Here is a 20,523-nt window from a genome sequence, read left to right on the forward strand (position 1 = left end):
TGGATCAGAACTGAACACCACAAACAGGATGTCTGGACCGGTAGCCGTACTCTGTGTTCGATGCCACCGCCAGCGTGAGCAGCCTGATCGCGGCGCTGATCAATCATCCAGTCGCCTCGTGCTCATCTGATCGCGGCTCACCGATAACTGACAAATATCAAGTCGGCTGAAGGTGACGCGCTCATTCTGAAGGCGTGTTCCATGCCATTGTCCGCATGCCGAGGTGTTCCATGTCGCAACTCCAGCGCTTACTGTTGATTGCTCCCCAAGCCATGACCCGTACACCGGCATTCGACCGGGCTGCCGCATTGGCACATGCCCTGCAATTACCCTTGCACATTGTGGCGTTTGATTATGTCCAGGCCCTGGCGGTGGCCGGCTTCTTTGCCCCCGAGCAGATCAGCCAGGCCCTTGAAGGCTACCTGCAAGCCCATCGGCAATGGTTGACGGAGCAAACCGGGTCGATGAGTAAACTCGGCATCCAGGTCACCAGCGAAGTGGTGTGGGTCCAGCATCCCTACGAGGAGATTGTGCAATTCGTCAATGAGATGCCGCTGGCGCTGATCATCAAGGATGCGCAGGAAGAACCGGCCTTGAAACGGGTGTTCTTCACGCCGCTGGATTGGCAACTGTTGCGCGACTGTCCGGTACCGGTGCATTTGGTGACCCATGCGCTCAACCCGCGTCCACGCAATGTGTTGGCGATCATCGATGTGCTGCGCAGTGAAGAGCAGGATCATGAATTCAACGACCAGATCATCGACGCCGCCGTGAAGTTGGCCGAGGTCTGCGATGCCCGGCTGGAACTGCTGCATGTGTTTGACTGGACGTCCTTGTATGCCCAGGACATAGGCTTTGGCGCACTGCCGCTGGCCACCGGAATTTATGAAGCGTTGGGAGTGGCTCAGAATGAGGCGTTTGCGGCCATCGCCGAACGTCACGGCGTGCCACCCGAATGTCGCCACTTCAAGGAGGGCATGCCGGTACCGAGCATTTGTGAGTTCGCCGCCGAGCACCACTGCGATGTCATTGTCATGGGCACGGTACAAAACAAGGGCCTGGACAAGTTACTGGGGACCACGGCCGAACAGTTGTTGCATCGGGCGCCGTGCAGCGTGTTGGCGATCAAGCCGGGCCAGATGTTGCAATCCTGAGCAATGGGGCACGAAGACGTCTATCAGTGGGTTGGGCTGCGGCGGAGAAGGACATGAGCGATTTTCTGAATGCTGAGCAACTGGAGGGGTTGGATGCCTATTGGCGGGCCTCCAATTATCTGGCCGTGGGGCAGATTTACCTCAAGGACAACCCGCTGCTGAAGCTGCCGTTGTCCCTGGAGCACATCAAGCCGCGCCTGCTCGGCCATTGGGGCACGACGCCCGGGTTGAACCTGATCTACACACACCTCAATCGCTTGATCAAACAGCACGATCTGAACATGATTTTCATCGCCGGTCCCGGTCATGGCGGCCCGGCGGTGGTCGCCCAGACCTACCTCGAAGGCACGTACACCGAGTTCTGTCCGTCGGTGGAGTGCAACAGCAACGGCCTGGTTCGCCTGTTTCGGCAGTTTTCCTGGCCTTATGGCATTTCCAGCCATGTATCGGCACAGATTCCCGGATCGATCCATGAAGGTGGCGAACTTGGCTATAGCCTGGCCCATGCCTATGGTGCCGCGTTTGACAATCCGGAGCTGATCGTCGCCTGCGTTATCGGTGACGGTGAGGCGGAAACAGGCACGCTGGCCGCCAGTTGGCATTCCAACAAGTTCCTGAATCCGGTGCGTGACGGTGCGGTATTGCCGATCCTGCACCTTAACGGCTACAAGATCGCCAACCCCACCGTACTGTCCAGAATCAGTGAGGATGAACTGTCAGCCCTGCTGTATGGCTATGGCTACGATCCCTATTTCGTCGAAGGCGACGACCCGATGCAAGTGCATCAGGCCCTGGCCCAGACGCTGGACACCATGGTCGTGAAGATTCGAGGCATTCAGCTCGACGCGCGCCGCTCCTCGCGATCCGCGCCGCCGGAACGGCCCCTGTGGCCAATGCTGGTGTTACGAACCCCCAAAGGTTGGACCGGTCCGAAATTCGTCGATGGCCATCGAGTCGAGGGCACCTGGCGTGCGCATCAGGTGCCGCTGGCCGATTTCCAGCAACCGGCTCATCTGTGCCAGCTGGAAGAATGGCTCAACAGCTATCGCCCCGACGAACTGTTCGATGCCGATGGAGCGTTGTTGCCCGAAATTGCCGCGCTGGCACCGACCGGTCATCGACGCATGAGCGCCAACCCCAATGCCAACGGTGGCGTACTGTTGCGAGCGCTGGATCTGCCGCGCTTTACCGACTATGCCGTGCCGTTCGAAGTGCCTGGCAGCCAGCGGGCGGAGGCCACACGGGTGATGGGCACGTATTTGCGCGACGTGATGAAAAACAACCTGAGCGCCAGCAATTTTCGCCTGTTCGGCCCGGATGAAACCGCCTCGAACCGGCTGGATGCCGTCTATGAGGTCAGCGCCAAGGCCTGGATGGAGCCGCTGGAGCCGGACGACCTCAACCTGGCGGCCGATGGCCGGGTGATGGAGATCCTCAGTGAACAGGTGTGCGAAGGCTGGCTGGAGGGCTATTTGCTGACCGGACGCCATGGTCTGCTGTCCTGTTACGAGGCCTTTATCCATATCGTCGATTCGATGGTCAACCAGCATGCCAAATGGCTGAAGACCGCCGCCGAGGTGCCGTGGCGCAAACCGGTCGCTTCGCTCAATTACTTGCTGACCTCCCATGTCTGGCGTCAGGACCATAACGGGTTCTCCCACCAGGACCCGGGGTTCATCGATCTGGTGGCCAATAAAAAGTCGGACGTGGTACGCATCTACTTGCCACCCGATGCCAATTGCCTGCTGTCCGTGACTGACCACTGCCTGCGAAGCCGCAACTACATCAATGTCATCGTCGCCGGCAAGCAACCGGAATGGCAATGGCTGGATATTGATGCCGCCATCCGCCACTGCCAGACGGGTATCGGTCGCTGGAGCTGGGCGTGTCGTGATGATGGCGACCCGGACGTGGTGATGGCCTGCGCTGGTGACGTGCCGACTCTGGAAACACTGGCCGCCGTGACCCTGTTGCGCGAGTACGTGCCGGACTTGCGGGTGCGGGTGGTCAATGTCGTGGACTTGATGGTTTTGCAATCCTCGTTCCAGCACCCCCATGGTCTGCCGGACCGCACTTTCGATGAGTTGTTTACGTGCGACAAGCCGGTGATTTTTGCCTTCCACGGCTACCCGGCACTGATCCATCGACTGATCTACAAGCGCACCAATCATGAGAATTTTCACGTGCGCGGGTTCAACGAGGAGGGCGCGACCACCACGCCGTTCGATATGGCGGTGCTCAACAACCTGGATCGTTATCAGTTGGCACTGGACGTCATCGAACGCGTACCCCGGCTGCACGATCAGGTGCAAAGCGCGCGGTCGCGCTACTGGTCGACCATGGAGAAACACAAGCTCTACCTCATAGAAAATGGGCAGGACATGCCGGAAGTACTGAACTGGCAGTGGACGCCCGTGGCAGCCCGCAATTGATTGTTCACCTGGCTGACACCGGGCACCGCCAAGGCCACCCGGTCCGCGATCTGATGACAAAATTCAGAGTGCGCAGGCGCTGACGCCCGATACTCGGTTCAGAGGTCCGAGACTTTTCAGCCGCATTCAACCGAGGGAATAACCATGAACAAGTATGTGTCCGTTGCATTGCTGAGTGTTTTGATGGCCGCGACGGCCGGGTGCAGCAATAAGCACGCCCAGGAAATCGATGCCCGGCTGGAGTCCGCCGAAAACAATGCCGCTACCGCACGGCTCAGGGCCGATGAGGCCTACAACAAGGCCGAACAGGCAGCGCAAGCGGCCAGCCAGGCGCAACGCACAGCCGATGAGGCGAATATGCGCGCCAGCCGGATGCTGCAGAAGGCTACGCGCAAGTGATGAGTGATTGCCCCTGGACCCGACAGGACATCGGGTGGGCATTACACCCGGTTTCAGGGGCAGGGTGAGGACTGCGATGGTGAAAATTAAACGTATTCTGTTGAATGCCCCCTAGAGATGGTTCGTACCCCGGCATGCGAATGACATTTCTTGGCGTGGCGGGCACGGTCACCGGCTCGCTGGAACATCGTGAGCAACAAGTACTGATGCACACAAGGTGCGCATCGATGGGGGAGACATGATCAATCCATCCGCTCAGACGCAATCAAATGCTCCATTTTCTGCCAGAAAGGTGGCAATCAGGGCGGTACTGTCCAGTACCTGCAACTGACGCGTTACGCAGTCAGGGGGCAGGCGAAACGGCGGCACGGTGTCTGTGATCGCGATGTGTTCAAAGATCGGCGGGTCGAACAGTTGACTGCCAGTGGTAAATAACCCATGGGTGGCGGCTGCGAACAAGCGTCCGGCGCCAGCCTTCCGACAGGCATTGCCGGCATGCTTGAGCGTTTCCCCCGTGCTGATCAGGTCGTCGAAAACGATGGCTATCTTGTTGCAGACATCGCCGACCAGGAGGGTGCCCGTCAGCGTGGTATCGGCACGGTGCTTTTCCATCAAAGCGCTGCCGACAGAACGTCCCAGTTGTCGCTCCAGGGCCTGACGAAACTGCTCGGTTCGCTTGATGCCCCCTGAGTCCGGGGAAACCGCAACCAATTCGGCGTCCCCGACCAGAGGGGCGAAATGCTCGGCGAACAGTTCCGCACACTGCAGATTCCACGCAGGCATGCGAAACGCGTTGTCGAACGCCGCCGGATTATGCACCTCCAGGGTGATCAGGCGATCTACGCCACTGGCTTCAAAAAAGGCCGCTACATAGCGCGTAATGGTCGGATCCTGAGGCTGACTGCGGCGATCCTTGCGCCCGTAGCAGAGGTAGGGTGCCACCACCACCACCTGGCGAGCGCCGGCATCCTTGAGTGCACCGCAGAAAAACAACAGACGACATAGCTTATCGTTGGCGCTCTGTCGGCCATCTCCATACAAGGCGTGGAACACCACGACTTCGCGGCCGTTTACCGGATCCAGCGGACGGCATTTATGCTCACCGTCTTCATAGTCTCGCTCTTCATGGCGTGCCAATTGGCAGCCAAGCCGCTGCGCCACGCGTACGGCATAGGACTCGCTGCCTTGCAGGGCAAAAAGAAGCGGGGGCAGGGTGAGCATGCAGGGCTCCTGGGAGGCCGTTGGTAAATGTGCTTCATCGCAGTGGCACGTGTCGCTGACCTTTTGCCGCGTTGCCGACCTGAAGCCCGAGAGACAAGGCTACGCCTTGAGCGGTTACACCGTCAGCTGGCGGCGCCATGCCGCACAACTTCAATGCAAAACTCCGGTTCAAAGGGCGGTACGTTACATTCGACGATGTCGGTGGCAGCGACTTGCAGATGCACACCGACAATGTCGGCGCGGATCGGCTGCTGACAGGTATGCCGGTCGACCAGAACTGCAGTGTAGACCCGACGTGCCCCCAGTTGTGCCAGATACGCGCAAGTACGCAACAGTGAATGGCCTTCGAACAGCACGTCATCGACCACCAGCAAAGTGGTATTGGCCAGGTCCAGACTGCCCAGAGCCGGGTTTTCGGTCAATTGCGGGTAACGATGCAGCACTTGCAGGTCGTCGGCGTAGCGCTTGACCTTCAGAGGGTAAAGAGGCAGTTCCGGCTGGCCGGTTAGATGCGCAATGTGCTGGCGCAACCGTTGAGCCAGAGGTTCGCCGCGTCGTTGGATGCCAATCAGTGCCGCATGAGCGGGGGGCAGCAGGGTGGCGGCTTTGCGCGCCATCGCCTGCAGCACATCATCAAGCTCATTGCTGTCATACAGGCGCACCCGCTGGCTTGCCAATAGGATCGTCATTGCCTTCTCCTGGCACCGCACCTTACGCGTGCGTTTTCGGTCAATGTAGACCGCTTGGCTCCGGCGCGATTGATATTGATCAATAATCAAATCAAACGTCGTTTGCTTAGCGAATGCGTTTCACCGATTACTTCTGATGGGCATGAGCCGCAACTGCCCCGGGTGAATGTCTTGCGCAATCTGGGCGATATGGGCCCGCGTAATCAATGTGTGGCCGATGCCCTGGCTCGGCGTGGACAGGGCTCGCAGTTGTTCGACCAGCTCACGGAATCGGAGCCGCGTCTGGACAACCCGACCCAGGAACTGCGTTACGATATCCCCCGGTTGGCCAGGCGACTTATCCTGCACGTGGACTTACACGCCAAACGGATAGGTTTCGTCTTCCGGCTCCAGCTGCTGGCTTTTCGGCAGGGGCAGCGCGGTGACCGGCGTGGTTTGCTCGATCCAGATCATGGCATCGAATTGTTCGGCCAGCATCGACTCGAAGTAGTGACTGAACCGCTCGCTTTCGGGGCGGTAAATCACTCCGATGGCCCGTTCCAGCAAGGGCGCGGACAGAACGCTGCGCAGTACTTTGCGCTGCGGGTCTCGCCAGTCGGTCAGAGACGCCGCCACCCCGGCCTTGAGAAACTGATGCTCCCAGCTGTCGGGTAGGGAGGGGCGGACGTCTTTGATCAACATCTCGCCGTCCCAGTCATCGGCGGCAGCCACTTGGCCTCGGTCGGTGGCCATGCCAATCAGCACGACATCGCGCCCAAAGGCGCTTCGGCACAGTTGACCGATATTAAACTGACCCTTCCAGCCCATTTCCGTGGCGCCCGCATTGCCGATATGGGAGTTATGGGCCCAGACCACAGCCTTGGCTTGGGGCCCCCGGTGTTCGAGCAATGCACGCAAGGTATCGAACATGTGCCGATCACGCAGGTTCCAGGAAGCCGTCGACCCTCGATAAATCGCCCGGTAATACTGTTCCGCCGCCATCACCACCCGTGCATTCTGCGTCGCATTGAAGAACGCTTCGTCGTCGCGGATGAGCCCGGCCAATTGTTCAGTCAGCATGGCATTGAGCTGCTCGACCACCGGCTGTTCACAGGGCATCACACCGGCACGTTCGACGAAGTGGCCGTACAGCGCCGGATCATCCTGCCACGGCGTCAAACAGCCATAGCGTCGCCGGGCTTCATGGGCCAGACGCGGGTCGACCCGGTCCAGATAGCCCAGCACTTCATGAATGGAGTTGCGCAAGCTGTAGACGTCCAGGCCGCGAAACTCGACGCGCTGGTCAGGGACCTGTTGGTGATTGTACTGATGCAGCCAGTGGGCGAATGCCTTCACCTCGCTGTTGCGCCACATCCAGGTCGGGAAGCGGCTGAAGATGTGGCGCTTCCAGGCTGAATGCGCCACCCCCCGGACATACTGGTCGACATGACCGGCGTCCGGCCAGTCGGCCTCCACTGCCACGATATTGAACCCGTGCCGCTCGATCAGCCCCTGGGTGATCGCCGCCCGGGTTCGATAGAAATCGCGGGTTCCATGGCTCGCTTCGCCGATCATCACCACACGTGCATCGGCGTAGCGATCGAACAGCTTGGCAAAATCGGGGGAGTCCAGCTCTGGCAGGGGTTCAGCGTATTGGCGTAACACTGGGGCTATGTGCGCCGTGTCAACGTGATGTTGTTGGCCGTAGGGCTTTTCCGGAAATTTCTGCGAAGGTGAGTTCATGAGCTCATCCCCCAAAAGGTGGGTTGCTGGCGGCGGCAGGGCGCTCGGGTTGTACCAGACGCTCACCCGCCCGAGATCATTGCGCAGGTTCTCGACACAGGTCATCAACGCTTCGAAGCCCCTGTGTCCTTCTGTCTGATTATTCATACACCGCGACCAAGAGGATTGGTTGAGGTTTATCAATAAAGAGCGCAATTCCTCAGGCGAAGATAGTGATCCGCCAACGCCAGGGATAACAGCCATGAACGTATCCAGCATGCGACCTACCAATAGCCGGACACCTCATGTTCTGGCCCTTTGCCTGGCTACGCTAATGGGTTGTTCGGGTACAAGCGAAGAGGCGCTCCAGCAAACGTCCACCCTGTCGGGGATCGCCATGGCGGACAGCGTTTGTTCGCTGTGCCATGGGCTGACGGGGGAGTCTGTCTCGCCCATGTTTCCCAAGTTGGCGGGCCAGCAAAACGAGTATTTGCAGTTGCAACTGACCGATTTCAAAAACCATGGACGTAGCGCTGCAACTGACAGCCGGTACATGGGAGGATTGTCCCATTTGACCAAGACTCAGATTGCCGAACTGGCCGACTATTTTGCGAGTCAGCGAGCCATGCAGGCTGACACCGGGACGTCAGATGCGCGAGGTGAAGTGATCTTTCGCCAGGGCTTGCCTGAGAGGGGCGTCCCACCGTGCAGCGCTTGCCACGGGACGGACGGCGGGGGCAATGGGGTGATTCCACGGGTGGCGGGCCAGCATGCCAGCTATATGAGCCAGCAGATCATGGTGCTTCAGCAGACCGGGCAACGCCCCAACGGTGCTCCGATGTTGCCGGTGGATCATGCACTTTCCCAGGCCGATGCCGAATCCGTCGCCCGATACATGGCGGCACTCCGGACAAAGCAATGATTGCCCTGCGGGGGATCCGTCATGGTCCGTACGCACATGGCTCGCATCATGATGTCCGGTTCACCGGGATCAACAGACAGGAGGGCGATGGCAGCCGGCAATCAACTGCTTGAGGCCTTCCAGATTAAGGATTTTGACGTCACGGCCTGAAACTTCCACGAGTGCTTGATCCCGCAGATGTGCGATGCCACGACAAATGGTTTCCAGGCGCAGTCCCAGGTAGGAGCCGATTTCCTCACGGCGCATTTTCAACACGAAATCTGTCGATGAATATCCACGGATATTCAAGCGTTGCGACAGATTCAGTAAAAAGGCTGCCAGACGTTCGTCCGAGTTCATGTTGCCCAGCATCATCAGCATGTCGTGATCGCGCACGATTTCGCGGCTGAGAATTTTGTTCAGATTGTGCTGCAGGGATGGCAGCTCATGGGCAAGTTCTTCCAGGTGAGCAAAGTGGATGGGGCAGACCTCGCTATCTTCAAGGGCAATCGCATTGCACGCATGTAGGTCCGTGCTAATAGCGTCAAGGCCGAGCATTTCACCAGGAATCTGAAAGCCAGTGACCTGCTCGCGACCATCGACCGAGAGAACGCTGGTCTTGAAGGAACCGATTCGCACCGCATAAAGCGAGCGCAGCGGATCGCCTGCACGGTAAAGCGTCGCGCCTTTTTTGACCTTGAAGCGTTGCACGATCAACGTGTCCAGACGCTCGACTTCCTGGCCGGTCATGCCGATGGGCAGGCATAACTCCATCACACTGCAGCTTGAGCACGCAGCTTTCAGGAAATGGACTTGCTGAGCGCGGACGTCTGGCATCAGAAGTGAGGTCAATTGGGAGGTCTCACTAAGGATAGGCGGCGTGGGGACTGACACGCGCCGGATTCTCAGGATTGCGGGTTGTAATAGACGAACGGAACATCCTTTGCACTCCCTCAGTACACATCATCTTGCCTGACAGGGTCGGTGCGGGTAGGCGACTGAACGGCTAATATCGATTAGCTATTGGTCTATGTATTTTCCTCAAACCTCTGATCAAGAGGTCATCAATCTATTGCAGCGCGCTTGGTGGAAGGATAGGTGCCGACCGGGCTCCACCGTTGATTTCTCTTCATGGCCTTGGCTCGTGAGAAGGCAATGTAGAGGGGGCAACGTCAAGAATACAGGGTCAGTAACAGGAACAGTTGAATGCAGCCGTTGCCGATCCAGGCGCTGATCCAATAGCCCCAAGCTGAATTGAAGCTGAGGTATTCGCCACCCAGGGCGCGGGCGTAGGCGAACACGCCGTTGTCCAGCGCCGGTTGGCGGTTGGACAAGGTCTGATAGACCAGTGCCAGAGACAGCATGCCGACACCGGTGATCAGCCAGCCAATCAGGATCGCCCCGGCACCCGCACTGGCTGCCATGTTCTGCGGCAGGCTGAAAATGCCGCTGCCGATCATCGAACCGACCACCAGGGCAATCAGCAGGCTCAAGGACAGGCGCTTGGGTTCCACCTTTCGCAAACTGCCTGCAAGTGGATGGGCAGCCGGCGGGACTACCGGCTGGGTGCCTTGCAGGTGCGTAGCCATGGGAGCCTCCACGAAACGAGCGTTTCTGCACTCATCGAATGCGATGGTGCGAATGCTGACTGTAATTTCTGCGTGAACGTCCAACGCCTGGTTGATTTAGATCAGAAAGAGCGAAAACAGCCGATTTATCCGGGCACAGCCATGACCTCTGTTGTGTCCAACGCCTCAATTGCTGCGTTTCGGCGGACACGAAAGACATTCGAGTCCTAAGCTCTACCTCGATGAGCGGCAGATGTTTTTATAGCGAGCCATGCAAATCGCTTTTTTAGGAACTTACTTCGATGCTCAGTAAGTGGCTGGACCCCCTACTATTGCTGCTCACCGCACTGACGCTGCTGGCCGGGGGCGTTGCGCATGTCGCGCACAAACCCGATTGGGCATCGATGTGCTGGGCCGCGGGCAGTCTGGTGATGTCCGCGGTGCTGCTCATCGAGATCGTCAGGCGTCTGGCCCGGCGCGAGGCCGGTGTGGACCTGATCGCCCTGTTGTCGATTACCGCCGCTCTGGTCTTTGAGCAGACACTGGTGGCGGCGGTGATTGCCTTGATGCTGGCGACCGGACGAACCCTGGAGTTTTTCACCAGGCAACGCGCTGACCGTGAGCTTCGTGCGCTCATCGACCGGGCGCCACGTTTTGCCTGGCTGCAGGAGGAGGGCGGCTTACGCAAGATCCCCGTTGAGCAGGTCCAGCTGCATCAAACTTTGCTGGTGCGGCTGGGGGAGGTGATACCGGTCGATGGTCGCCTGCTGAGTCCTGCGGCCATTCTCGACGAATCTGCGCTCAGCGGTGAGTCGTTGCCCGTAACCCGTCGAGAAGGTGAGCAAGTGCACAGCGGCGTTTCCAACGTCGGTGCGCCCATCCTGCTAATCGCCACGCGAACGGCCGCGCAGAGTACCTATGCGGGCATAGTGCGGCTGGCCGAGGCGGCACGCCGTTCACGCGCACCTTTCGTGCGCCTGGCCGACCGCTATGCAGTGTTCTTCATCCCGCTGACGTTGCTGATTGCCGGATTGGCCTGGCAGTTAAGTGGTGATCCCTTGCGAGCGCTGGCGGTTCTGGTGGTGGCCACGCCTTGCCCTTTGATTCTGGCGGTACCGATTGCCTTCATGTCAGGTATTTCGAGGGCAGCGCGGCGCGGGATCCTGATCAAGGACGGCGCGACCCTGGAAGCACTGGCCGGGGTCAAGCAGGTATTCCTCGACAAGACCGGCACTCTGACCAGCGGCCACGCCCGCCTGCAGTCGATAGAGGTCAATGGAATGGGCGATCCGCAGTGCCTGCTTGGCCTGGCCGCTTCGCTGGCGCAGGCCTCGACGCACCCCATCTCCCAGGCAATTGTTGAAGCGGCGCATCAGCGTCAGTTGCCGCTCAGCGTTCCGCAGGAAGTAGAAGAAATCCCGGGCTCTGGACTTTGTGGGCGGGTCGATGGTGTGCGGGTGCGTTTCGGCACGTTGTCTTTTGCTCACAAAGAAGCCCCAGTTGCCGACTGGGTCGCCGCCATGCTGCGCCACATGGACTACCTGGCGTGCAGTGGAAGCTTCATCGACGTGGATGGGAAACTCGCTGGCCTGCTGGTTTTCTCGGACAACGTTCGGCGCGAAACTCCGCAGACGCTACGTCGACTGCGTGTTAGAGGTATCGAAAAGATCGTCATGCTCACCGGCGATCGCCTGGAAACCGCGGAGATGATCGCGCTGTCTGCCGGGATTGACGAGCTGCGAGCCGGGTTGACCCCCGAGGATAAAGTGCGTGCCGTACAGCAAGGTTGCCTGCGCACTAGCACACTGATGGTCGGTGACGGCATCAACGACGCCCCCGCGCTGGCGGCGGCGAATGTCGGCGTGGCCATGGGGGCCAGCGGTGCCACTGCTTCTGCACAAGCCGCTGGTGTCGTGCTGCTGGTGGATCGGCTGGATCGTCTGGTGGAGGCGCTGGACATTGCCCGACGCACCCGTTACATCGCGCGCCAGGGTGTGCTGGTCGGCATGGGGCTGTCGTTGCTGGCCATGGCGGTGGCGGCCTTCGGTTACCTGCCGCCGCTGATTGGCGCTGTGGTGCAGGAGGGCATCGATGTGGTGATCATCCTTAACGCCTTGCGGGCACTGGGGCCGTTGTGGGGGCTGAGGAAACGAAGGCTTACCGCAGAGCATATCGATCGCCTGCAAGACGAACACCAGCAACTCTCCACCGTACTGAGCGATCTGCACCAACTGGCCAGCGACTTTGCCCAGCGCCCACTTGCGCAAGCACAGACCGACTTGGTGGAGCTGGTCAACAAGCTTCAAACATCACTGGCGCAGCATGAGCACGAAGATGAAAACACACTGTACCCGCTGCTGACGCTAAGCATGCCGGGCGAGGACCCGATGTCGGCCATGAGCCACGCTCACCGGGAGATTTTTCGCCTTATCCATTTACTGGCGCGCATGAGTAGCGACTTCAGTTCCGACCCCGCGACGGCATCAGCTGATGAGATTCAGCATCAGCTGATACGTCTGGATACCCTCGTGCGACTGCACTTTGATCAGGAGGAGGAACTGTTTCGTTATCTGGATTGGCGCTAGGAAATCAAGTCCGGAAAAAGGGGATGAAATGAGTAAGATTGATGGGAGTGGTAAGCGTTGTATCGCCGCTGCATACCTCGAAGACGTCGAAACGATTGTCCGTGAGCTGGATTCTGACACCCGCGCAGGCTTGTCCAGTGCACAGGCTCAACTGCGTCTGAGCCGTGACGGGGCCAATGAATTGCGTACTCAACCGGTCAAACCCGCCTGGCATTACTTGCTGGCGCAATTTCGGGATCCGCTGGTTTATCTGCTGCTTGTCGCAGTGGCCATTACCTTGGTCACCTGGTTACTTGTAGAGGGTCGTGAATGGCCTGTTGATGCCGTGGTCATCACACTGATTGTGCTGGCTAATGCGCTGTTGGGGTTCATCCAGGAAACCCGCTCGCAACGAGCGGTTGCGGCCTTGGCCAAACTGACTCAAACCACCTCCTCAATCATCCGCGATGGAGTGTTGTCGCGCATCCCCAGTCACCAACTGGTGATCGGTGATCTGCTGGTGTTGTCCGAGGGCGATTCTGTGGGCGCCGATGCTCGACTTATTCAGGCCAATGCCTTACGCGTACTGGAAGCATCGCTGACCGGAGAAAGTGAAGCGGTCTCAAAAAATGCAGTGCGTTTGCGCATCGAAGTGCCTTTGGCAGAGCGCTCCAATATGGTGTTCAAAGGCACTGCCATCGCCCAGGGTTCGGGGCTCGGCGTCATAACTGCAATCGGTATGGCGACTGAACTCGGGGCAATCGCTCATCTGCTGGATGTGACGCCTGAAGAGGTAACGCCGCTGCAAAAGGAAGTGCGCGAAATAGGGCGGATGCTCGCCATTGCCGTTCTGGTTATCGCTTCGTTTGTTGTCGTGGCTGTGCTGATGCTCACACAGATTCACAGTGTAGACGATGTATTACGGGTGCTCCTCTTGGGGGTGTCGCTGGCGGTGGCCGCGGTGCCTGAAGGGCTGCCCGCCGTTCTGTCACTGGTGCTCGCGTTCGGCGTGCAGCGGATGGCTCGCAACAAAGCCATCATCAAGCAGCTTTCTTCCGTCGAAACCCTGGGGTCGGCATCAGTCATCTGCACCGACAAGACTGGCACGCTGACGCGTTCCGAAATGACCATCCAGCAAACCAGGACGGCATCCGGCAACGTGGCGGTCAGCGGTGTCGGTTACGCCCCGCAGGGCCAGATACATCACCAGGATCAGCCCATGACCTGCGGCCCGGTGCACAGCGAAAATGTTCTGTTGTTACGTGGCGGAAGCCTGGCCGGCAATGCCGCGCTTGCGCAGCAGGAAGATGGCACCTGGGTGATTCAGGGAGATCCTACCGAGGGTGCCTTTCTGGTGGCAGAGCGCAAACTTGATGCACCCCCACGCAGCATCGAACGCTTCGAACGCGTGGCGGAAATACCGTTTACTTCCGATCGAAAAATGATGTCGGCACTGGTCATCGATCATGAACACAACGATGAGCGACTGCTGATCAGCAAGGGGGCGCCGGATGTACTCCTTCAACATTGCACACAGGTTCAAGTCGGGATGGATGTCGTGCCACTGACCGATGACCTTCGCGCAAAGGCCGTGGCTGATGTGAACGAGTTGTCGGGTGCCGCGTTGCGCACACTTTCCGTGGCGTACCGCCCTTTGGCGACCAGTGAAGATGGTGCAGCCGGTGAAGCCCTTGAGACAGGGCTTATTTTCATCGGTACGGTCGGCATCATCGACCCACCGCGCAAAGAAGTCGCCCCGGCCATTACCGAGGCCCATCGAGCAGGCATCCGCATCATTATGATTACGGGCGACCATCCGCGAACGGCGACCCGCATTGCCGAGGATCTGGGCATCATCCAGGCGGGTGCCGGTGCGTTGACCGGTGCCGATCTGGATAAGCTGGACGATGCGGCGTTGGCCGAGGCGGTTAAATCGAACTCGGTTTATGCACGTGTTGCGCCCTCGCATAAGCTGAGGATTGTCGACGCGCTTCAGGCGCAGGGGCATGTGGTGGCGATGACCGGCGATGGGGTGAATGACGCACCGGCATTGAAGTCAGCCAATATCGGCATTGCGATGGGCATAACCGGAACGGAGGTAACCAAGCAGGCGGGAAAAATGATCCTGGCAGACGATAATTTCGCGACCATTGTGTTGGCCATTCGCGAAGGGCGCGGGATTCTTGACAATATCCGCAAGTTTCTTCGTTACTTGCTGTCTTCCAATATGGGTGAAGTACTGACGGTCTTTCTGGCCGTTGTCGGGGCTGGTGTCATCGGCCTGGTGGATGAAAAGGGCGGGATCATCCTGCCGCTACTGGCTACCCAGATTCTGTGGATCAACTTGATCACGGATGCGGCGCCTGCCATCGCCATGGGCATTGACCCGCACAGCGAGGATCTGATGACGCGCAGCCCGCGCAGGCCTACGGATCGAATCATCGACGCACGCATGTGGGGCGGCGTGCTGCAGGTGGGGCTGGTCATGGCGTTGGCGAGTTTATTGACGGTCGACTGGATGTTGCCGGGAGGGTTGATTGCGGGTAATGAGTCGCTGGTCGAGGCACGTACTGCCGGTTTTACGGTCCTTGTATTGGCTCAGCTGTTTAATGCCCTATGTGCTCGCTCGGAGTCGGCCAGTGCGCTCGTCGGGCTGTTCGCCAATCGATGGCTGTGGGGGGCAATTGCCTTGGCGACGGCCTTGCAGATTGCAGTGGTGCACTGGTCGCCACTCAACAAGGCTTTCGACACGAGTGCATTGACGCTGAGCCAGTGGGGACTTTGTTTGGCAATGGCCAGCGCAGTCTTCTGGTTTAGCGAGCTGCGCAAGCTGGGTATGCGTTTGCATCAGGGAAAAGCCATCCGGCACCAGAAGCTGAGGTTCTTCTAACCGCCAGTGTTAAAAGTGTCTTGGTTGCAACCAAGCGGCTGCGCCAAAATTGGCCTCGGCCAGAAGCGGTCATAGACATGAGCGCGGATCGGCTAGCGTAACCTTCAGCCACTTGCGAACGACATTGGTGTTGATGCCGTGGGCAATGGCAAACGAATGGCGAAATTTTGATACTACACGTCGAGTTGGCGGGAGCGACGAAGCCCTGACGACGATTATTGTTTTCCCACAAAAGCAGGAAACAATAATCATGCTGCCGTCGATCAAAAGAATAGACAGTCACGTTCATTTTTATACTTCGCAAGATCTGCGTCGGGTGGCCGGTTCGCTGCCCTTTTGATTCGCGGTGGCGTTGAAGTCGCCCGGTTTGATCATGACTGTCCGGGCCAGCTGAATATCGCTGGCCTCTTTTTATCCTGCTTAGGTGTGACGCTCATCCCGATCGTTTGGGGCGTGAGCTCATTGACTGACCGCCCACCGGCGGTTATGGCTATCAGAAAAGGCTGATGTTATAGCTGAGGATCAGCCGGTTCTCGTCAATGTCGCTACGGTAGTTGGAGCGTGCAGTCACATTGCGGATGCGGATGCCCACTCCGCGCAGCGATCCACTCTGGACAACGTAGCCAATATCCAGGTCGCGCTCCCAGTCCTTGCCTTCGAAGCCCTGTCCAGTGCTGACGTTATCCCCAGTCACGTAGCGCAGGGTGGTGGTCAGGCCGGGAATGCCGAGGGCGGCGAAGTCGTAGTCGTGACGCACCTGCCAGGAGCGTTCGTCCGGTGCGGCGAACTCGTAGGTGGGCAGGGTGTTGCCAAGCGGGTTGGTGTTGGCGCCGATCTGGATGAAGCCGTCGTCACCCCCGATCTGCTGGTAGCCCAGGTAGAAGGTATGGCCGCCGTGTTTCGCGGAAAGCAGGTTGGACAGTGCGTGGTTGTCGAGTTTGCCCGCGATGCTCTGGCCATCGTCGCTGGCGTCGAAGTAGCCGAGACTCACACCGAGTGTCCAGTCTCCCACAGGTTCGGCGTGCTTGAAGCTGTAGTAGCGCTGCTGGTAGATGTCCTCCAGTTGCGCCTGCCAGAGGCCGACGCTGGTGCGGTTCGAGTTGAAGCTGTAATCGGCGCCCAGGTAGTTGAAGCGGTCACTGGTGAACCTGGCGATACGCGCCGGGTTGATCGGGTCGTTGATCAGCGCATACATGTCCTGGGTGTTGGTCGAGTCGCGCAGGCTGGTGGAGTGCAGCTGGCCGGCGTTGATGGTCAGGCCTGTCCACTCCTTGGATACCAGCGAGGCGCCCTGGTAGGTCGGCGGCAGCAGGCGCAGGTCGCTGTGCACCAGTACCGGCAGGTTGGGCCGCAATTCGCCAATCTTCAACTCGGTGCTGGAGGCCTTGAATTTGACTGCTGCACCCAGGCGGCCGTATTCATCGGCGGACTTGCCGTCGTCGTGTGTCGGCAGCAGTCCGCTCCTGGCCCGGCTCGGGCTGCTGTCGAGCTTGACGCCGTAGAGGCCGAGCACGTCCACGCCGACACCGATACTGCTCTGGGTGTAGCCTGAACGGACATCGAGGATAAAGCCCTGGGCCCATTCCTCGGCCTTGGATTGCTTGTTGGGGCCGACGATGTCGGAGAAGTCGCGGCTAAAGTAATAGTTGCGCAGTTGCAGGTTGGCCGTCGCGCCTTCGATGAAGCCGGCTTCTTCGGCCAGCAGTGGCGAGGCCAGGCCCAGTGTCAGGCAGCCGCCGAGGGTGCCGCTGATTGCATGGGCTTTGCGCAGTGCAGGAGTGTGCATGCTGGTGATCTCTGGAATGAGGACAAAGCGCCTCCCGTCAGACGAGGTCGAGGCCTGTCCGCAGGAGGGGGCTTGAACATGGGGTTTTTACTGATGGCTCGCGGGCCTGGCTTGAGCTGCTCGCGTCGGTGGCATCAGCCGCAAGGGGGCTGTATGAGATCCCCTTGCGACTTACACCAGGACACGCAGTCGCCTGGCTGACGTGTCTCAGCGATTGACCAGCTTGGCCGGCAGGGCGATCACCAGGAAGCTGCTGAGAATCAGGCAGCCGGCGAAGAACCACAGTGCGCCGGCACTGCTGCCGGTGACGTCGATGGCCACGCCCATCAGCGAGTTGCTGACCAGCCCGGCGATGTTCGCCACCGAGCAGGCGAGGGCGAAGCCGGTGGCCGCCGCGGTGCCTTTGAGAAAGGTTGCCGGCAGGCTGAAGAACACCGGCACCGCGCCGATGATCGCCGCCGACGCAACAGCGAACAGCGCCACGGTCGCCACCACATTGTCGACAAAGAAGGGCGCACTGGCCATGGCTGCCGCGCCCACCAGGAAGGGCACGATGATGTGCCAGCGGCGTTCGCGGTGTTTGTCGGAGCTGGCGCCGATCAACAGCATGCCCAGCAACGCGGCGATGCTCGGCAGCGCGGTGAGCACGCCGATGTGGAAGGTATCGACCACGCCGGCGTTGCGGATGAAGGTCGGCATCCAGAACCCCATGGCGTAGGCGCTGAGCAAGATCGAGAAGTCGATGCCGCCGAGCATCCACACCTTCAGGTTGAAGAAACCGTCGCGAAAGCTGTGCTTGCTGCCGGTGGAGTCGGCGTCGTCGGCGCGCAGTTCCTGTTCCAGCAGGTTTTTCTCGTCATCGTTGAGCCATTTGGCCTGGCGGTAGTTGTTCGGCAAGGCCCAGAAGGTCAGCACACCGAGCAGTACGCTGGGTATCGCTTCGAGGAGGAACAGCCACTGCCAGCCGCGCAGGCCGCCAGCGTTATCGAAATGCCCCATGATCCAGCCGGACAGCGGGCCGCCGAGCACGCTGGACAACGGCAGGCCGATCATGAACAAGGCGATGATGCGGCCGCGGCGATAGGTCGGGAACCAGGTGGTCAGGTAATACAGCACCCCCGGCAGAAAGCCCGCTTCGGCGGCGCCGAGCAGGAAGCGCAGGATGTAGAACTGCGTGGTGGAAGTGACGAGCATGGTGCAGGCCGAGAGCAGGCCCCAGGTGATCATGATGCGGGCGATCCAGATCTTCGCCCCGACTTTTTCCAGGACCAGATTGCTCGGAACCTCGAAAATGATATAGCCGACGAAAAACAGACCGGCGCCCAGGCCGAAAGCGGTTTCGCTGAACTGCAGATGCTCGAGCATTTGCAGTTTGGCGAAGCCGACGTTGATCCGGTCCAGATAAGAGGCCAGATAGCAGAAGCAGAGGAAGGGGATAAGCTTCCAGGTGATCTTGCGGTAAAGCGCCTGGACTGGGTCGGCGACGGTGGTCGCAGTGGGTGTACTTACATTTGCAGAGGGCATCGGGGTGTCTCCTGGCGGTGACTTTGTGATTGTTGTTTAGCCGCGGATCAATGCTTTGGCAGCACCGGTCGGCGGCTTCCAAAGGCAGTGTCAGAAGACTGGGCAGGGTGTGATGTCGACCCTTGCTCAGTATTTGGCGACCAGTGCTCTACGGCCTGGTTCGACGGCAGATATCCATTTCTGCCGGTTATTCGGTAAAAGCGTGAATCTGTGGAGGTTGCAGGCTTGCCCGGAGGACGCTGTGCCAGCCCGGGAAAACCAATGGCCCTCTCATTTCCTGAACTGCTTCATGGCCTCCTGTTTACTCACCACATCGCCATACTTGCTATCAATGTCGAACAGGTTGGCTTCGTGTGGCGCGGGGTGTCGATCGCCGACGCATTCGCGAACAACGATGGTCCGGAATCCATGCTGCACGGCATCTACCGCCGTCGCGCGAATACAGCCACTGGTCGAGCAGCCAGCCAGTACCACGGTGTCGATGCCTTGGGCGTGCAACATCGACGCCAGGCTGGTGCCGAAAAACGAGCTGGCGTATTGCTTGCTGATCACCACTTCATCGGGGTTGGGCAGCACCGGCTCGCAGAAGGCTGCCAGTGGGTTGCCCTCGACCATGTCTTTCATCACGGGGGCTTTTTTGACCCATATACCGCCGTCGGCAAAGTGCCCTGGGTGGTAGCGAATGTTGGTATGCACGACCAGGATTTCATGTTGGCGGGCGCAGGCCAGCAGTTCGACGCTCTCGGCGACAGCGCTGACCACGCCTGGCGCGTACAGCGGTGCGCCTTCTTGGGTATAGCCCTGCATGAAATCGATCATCAGCAGCGCAGGCTTGTTGCCAAAGCCGATGCGCTGGCCCCACACACCCTGATAGTTGGCGTCGGCGCTTTGTTCTTGGCTCATGATACGCTCCTATTTATAAGCGCCAGACAGCAACGCGCCCGCACCCGGAACGATGGGCTCCAGGTCCAGTGCCTTGAGCATGGCGTAGGTGGTGGCGATGGCGGCGGTGAGTACCGGTTTGCCGGTTTCGGCCTCGACTTGCGAGACCACTCCCAGCGATTGCATCTGCACGCAGGCCGACAGGACGATCACATCCACGCCTTCAAGGTTCATGTCGCGCACAATGGCGGGCAGGTTGGACGGATCGTGGCGGGCGACGGCCAGATTGTCGGGAATTTCCAGGGCGCGCCAGTCCACCACCTCGAAACCTTCTTCGCGAATGTAATCCACCACCAGTTCGGTCAGCGGCTTCATGTACGGCGCGACAATGGCAATGCGTTTGGCGCCCATGACTTTCAAGCCTTCGATCAAGGCGCCGGCGCTGGTGATGACCGGCGCATTGGCGTCGTTGTCGGCGGTGGCCTTGCGCAGCCGCTGCTCGGACTGGCGGTGATAACCCAGGCCCATGGCCATGATCGCCACCAGGCACGCATAACCCAGCACGTCGACCTTGGCGTCAGACAGCTCGACCGCGCAGCGATCGGATTCGCCATCCATTGCCGCCAGCTCTTCCTTGCGCACCTGCTTCATGCGCATGCGGCTGGAGTGAAAGGTGAAACGTTCGGGGCGGATCAGTTGGCGTGCTGCCAGCATCGCCGGGATCTCGGTTTCCATGGTGGTGTTGGAACTTGGCACAATCTGGCCGATACGATAAGGCTTGATCACAAAATGTCTCCTTTGCAACGTGCGTT

Annotated in this window: 15 protein-coding genes and 1 pseudogene; 7 read left to right on the top strand and 9 right to left on the bottom strand. The window is 59.4% G+C overall.

Annotated elements, in window-relative coordinates; translation table 11 throughout:
* Nucleotides 1-230: 230 nt before the first annotated feature.
* The 3 genes from PMA3_RS12490 to PMA3_RS12500 all read left to right on the top strand — a co-directional run bounded on the left by PMA3_RS12490 (nt 231) and on the right by PMA3_RS12500 (nt 3,985).
* The gene (locus tag PMA3_RS12490; RefSeq protein WP_064677435.1) at nt 231-1,154 is read left to right on the top strand and encodes a universal stress protein; all 924 of its coding nucleotides are present in this window, start codon (nt 231-233) and stop codon (nt 1,152-1,154) included.
* A 53-nt stretch (nt 1,155-1,207) separates the two neighbouring features.
* Complete coding sequence (locus tag PMA3_RS12495; protein ID WP_064677436.1) at nt 1,208-3,586, top strand: phosphoketolase family protein; 2,379 nt, start codon at nt 1,208-1,210, stop codon at nt 3,584-3,586.
* A 144-nt stretch (nt 3,587-3,730) separates the two neighbouring features.
* Nucleotides 3,731-3,985: an Lpp/OprI family alanine-zipper lipoprotein gene (locus PMA3_RS12500; RefSeq protein ID WP_064677437.1), complete on the top strand. Its 255-nt coding sequence runs from the start codon at nt 3,731-3,733 to the stop codon at nt 3,983-3,985.
* A 255-nt stretch (nt 3,986-4,240) separates the two neighbouring features.
* Here PMA3_RS12500 and PMA3_RS12505 read toward each other — a convergent pair whose 3' ends face one another.
* The 3 genes from PMA3_RS12505 to PMA3_RS12520 form a co-directional block, all read right to left on the bottom strand.
* Nucleotides 4,241-5,206: a ribose-phosphate diphosphokinase gene (locus PMA3_RS12505; protein WP_064677438.1), complete on the bottom strand. Its 966-nt coding sequence runs from the start codon at nt 5,204-5,206 to the stop codon at nt 4,241-4,243.
* Between the two features lie 122 nt (nt 5,207-5,328).
* Nucleotides 5,329-5,895: a phosphoribosyltransferase family protein gene (locus PMA3_RS12510; protein WP_064677439.1), complete on the bottom strand. Its 567-nt coding sequence runs from the start codon at nt 5,893-5,895 to the stop codon at nt 5,329-5,331.
* Between the two features lie 354 nt (nt 5,896-6,249).
* Nucleotides 6,250-7,617 carry an erythromycin esterase family protein gene (locus PMA3_RS12520; protein WP_064680687.1) on the bottom strand — a complete coding sequence of 456 codons (1,368 nt, stop codon included), beginning with the start codon at nt 7,615-7,617 and terminating at the stop codon, nt 6,250-6,252.
* Nucleotides 7,618-7,858: 241 nt separating this feature from the next.
* On the opposite strand from PMA3_RS12520, the gene PMA3_RS12525 reads away from it, so the two are divergent.
* Entirely contained in the window at nt 7,859-8,518 is a 660-nt protein-coding gene (locus PMA3_RS12525; protein WP_082930309.1) for a c-type cytochrome, read from the top strand.
* Nucleotides 8,519-8,587: 69 nt separating this feature from the next.
* Here the strand turns inward: PMA3_RS12525 and fnr are convergent, their stop codons facing one another.
* Both fnr and PMA3_RS12535 read right to left on the bottom strand, forming a co-directional pair.
* Complete coding sequence (gene fnr, locus PMA3_RS12530; protein ID WP_064677441.1) at nt 8,588-9,334, bottom strand: fumarate/nitrate reduction transcriptional regulator Fnr; 747 nt, start codon at nt 9,332-9,334, stop codon at nt 8,588-8,590.
* Nucleotides 9,335-9,678: 344 nt separating this feature from the next.
* Nucleotides 9,679-10,086 (bottom strand): annotated as a pseudogene (locus PMA3_RS12535) (amino acid permease); the annotation flags it as partial.
* A 281-nt stretch (nt 10,087-10,367) separates the two neighbouring features.
* On the opposite strand from PMA3_RS12535, the gene PMA3_RS12540 reads away from it, so the two are divergent.
* From PMA3_RS12540 to PMA3_RS32485, 3 genes are all read left to right on the top strand, one after another.
* The gene (locus tag PMA3_RS12540; protein ID WP_064677443.1) at nt 10,368-12,650 is read left to right on the top strand and encodes a heavy metal translocating P-type ATPase; all 2,283 of its coding nucleotides are present in this window, start codon (nt 10,368-10,370) and stop codon (nt 12,648-12,650) included.
* Between the two features lie 28 nt (nt 12,651-12,678).
* On the top strand, nt 12,679-15,519 hold the full coding sequence (locus PMA3_RS12545) for a cation-translocating P-type ATPase (RefSeq protein WP_064677444.1): 2,841 nt from the start codon (nt 12,679-12,681) through the stop codon (nt 15,517-15,519).
* Between the two features lie 145 nt (nt 15,520-15,664).
* The gene (locus PMA3_RS32485) at nt 15,665-15,859 is read left to right on the top strand and encodes a hypothetical protein (RefSeq protein WP_152032258.1); all 195 of its coding nucleotides are present in this window, start codon (nt 15,665-15,667) and stop codon (nt 15,857-15,859) included.
* 153 nt (nt 15,860-16,012) lie between these two features.
* Here PMA3_RS32485 and PMA3_RS12550 read toward each other — a convergent pair whose 3' ends face one another.
* The 4 genes from PMA3_RS12550 to PMA3_RS12565 all read right to left on the bottom strand — a co-directional run bounded on the left by PMA3_RS12550 (nt 16,013) and on the right by PMA3_RS12565 (nt 20,497).
* Nucleotides 16,013-17,305: an OprD family porin gene (locus tag PMA3_RS12550; protein WP_064677445.1), complete on the bottom strand. Its 1,293-nt coding sequence runs from the start codon at nt 17,303-17,305 to the stop codon at nt 16,013-16,015.
* Nucleotides 17,306-17,512: 207 nt separating this feature from the next.
* Nucleotides 17,513-18,829 (bottom strand): MFS transporter, encoded by a 1,317-nt coding sequence (locus tag PMA3_RS12555; protein WP_064677446.1) that lies wholly within the window; start codon nt 18,827-18,829, stop codon nt 17,513-17,515.
* 270 nt (nt 18,830-19,099) lie between these two features.
* A complete protein-coding gene (locus PMA3_RS12560) occupies nt 19,100-19,732 on the bottom strand; it encodes an N-carbamoylsarcosine amidohydrolase (RefSeq protein ID WP_064677447.1) in 633 nt (210 codons plus the stop codon).
* 9 nt (nt 19,733-19,741) lie between these two features.
* Nucleotides 19,742-20,497, bottom strand: coding sequence for a maleate cis-trans isomerase family protein (locus PMA3_RS12565; protein WP_064677448.1), 756 nt, complete (start codon nt 20,495-20,497; stop codon nt 19,742-19,744).
* Between the last annotated feature and the right edge of the window lie 26 nt (nt 20,498-20,523).

The sequence above is a fragment of the Pseudomonas silesiensis genome (assembly GCF_001661075.1).
Taxonomy (GTDB): Bacteria; Pseudomonadota; Gammaproteobacteria; order Pseudomonadales; family Pseudomonadaceae; genus Aquipseudomonas; species Aquipseudomonas silesiensis.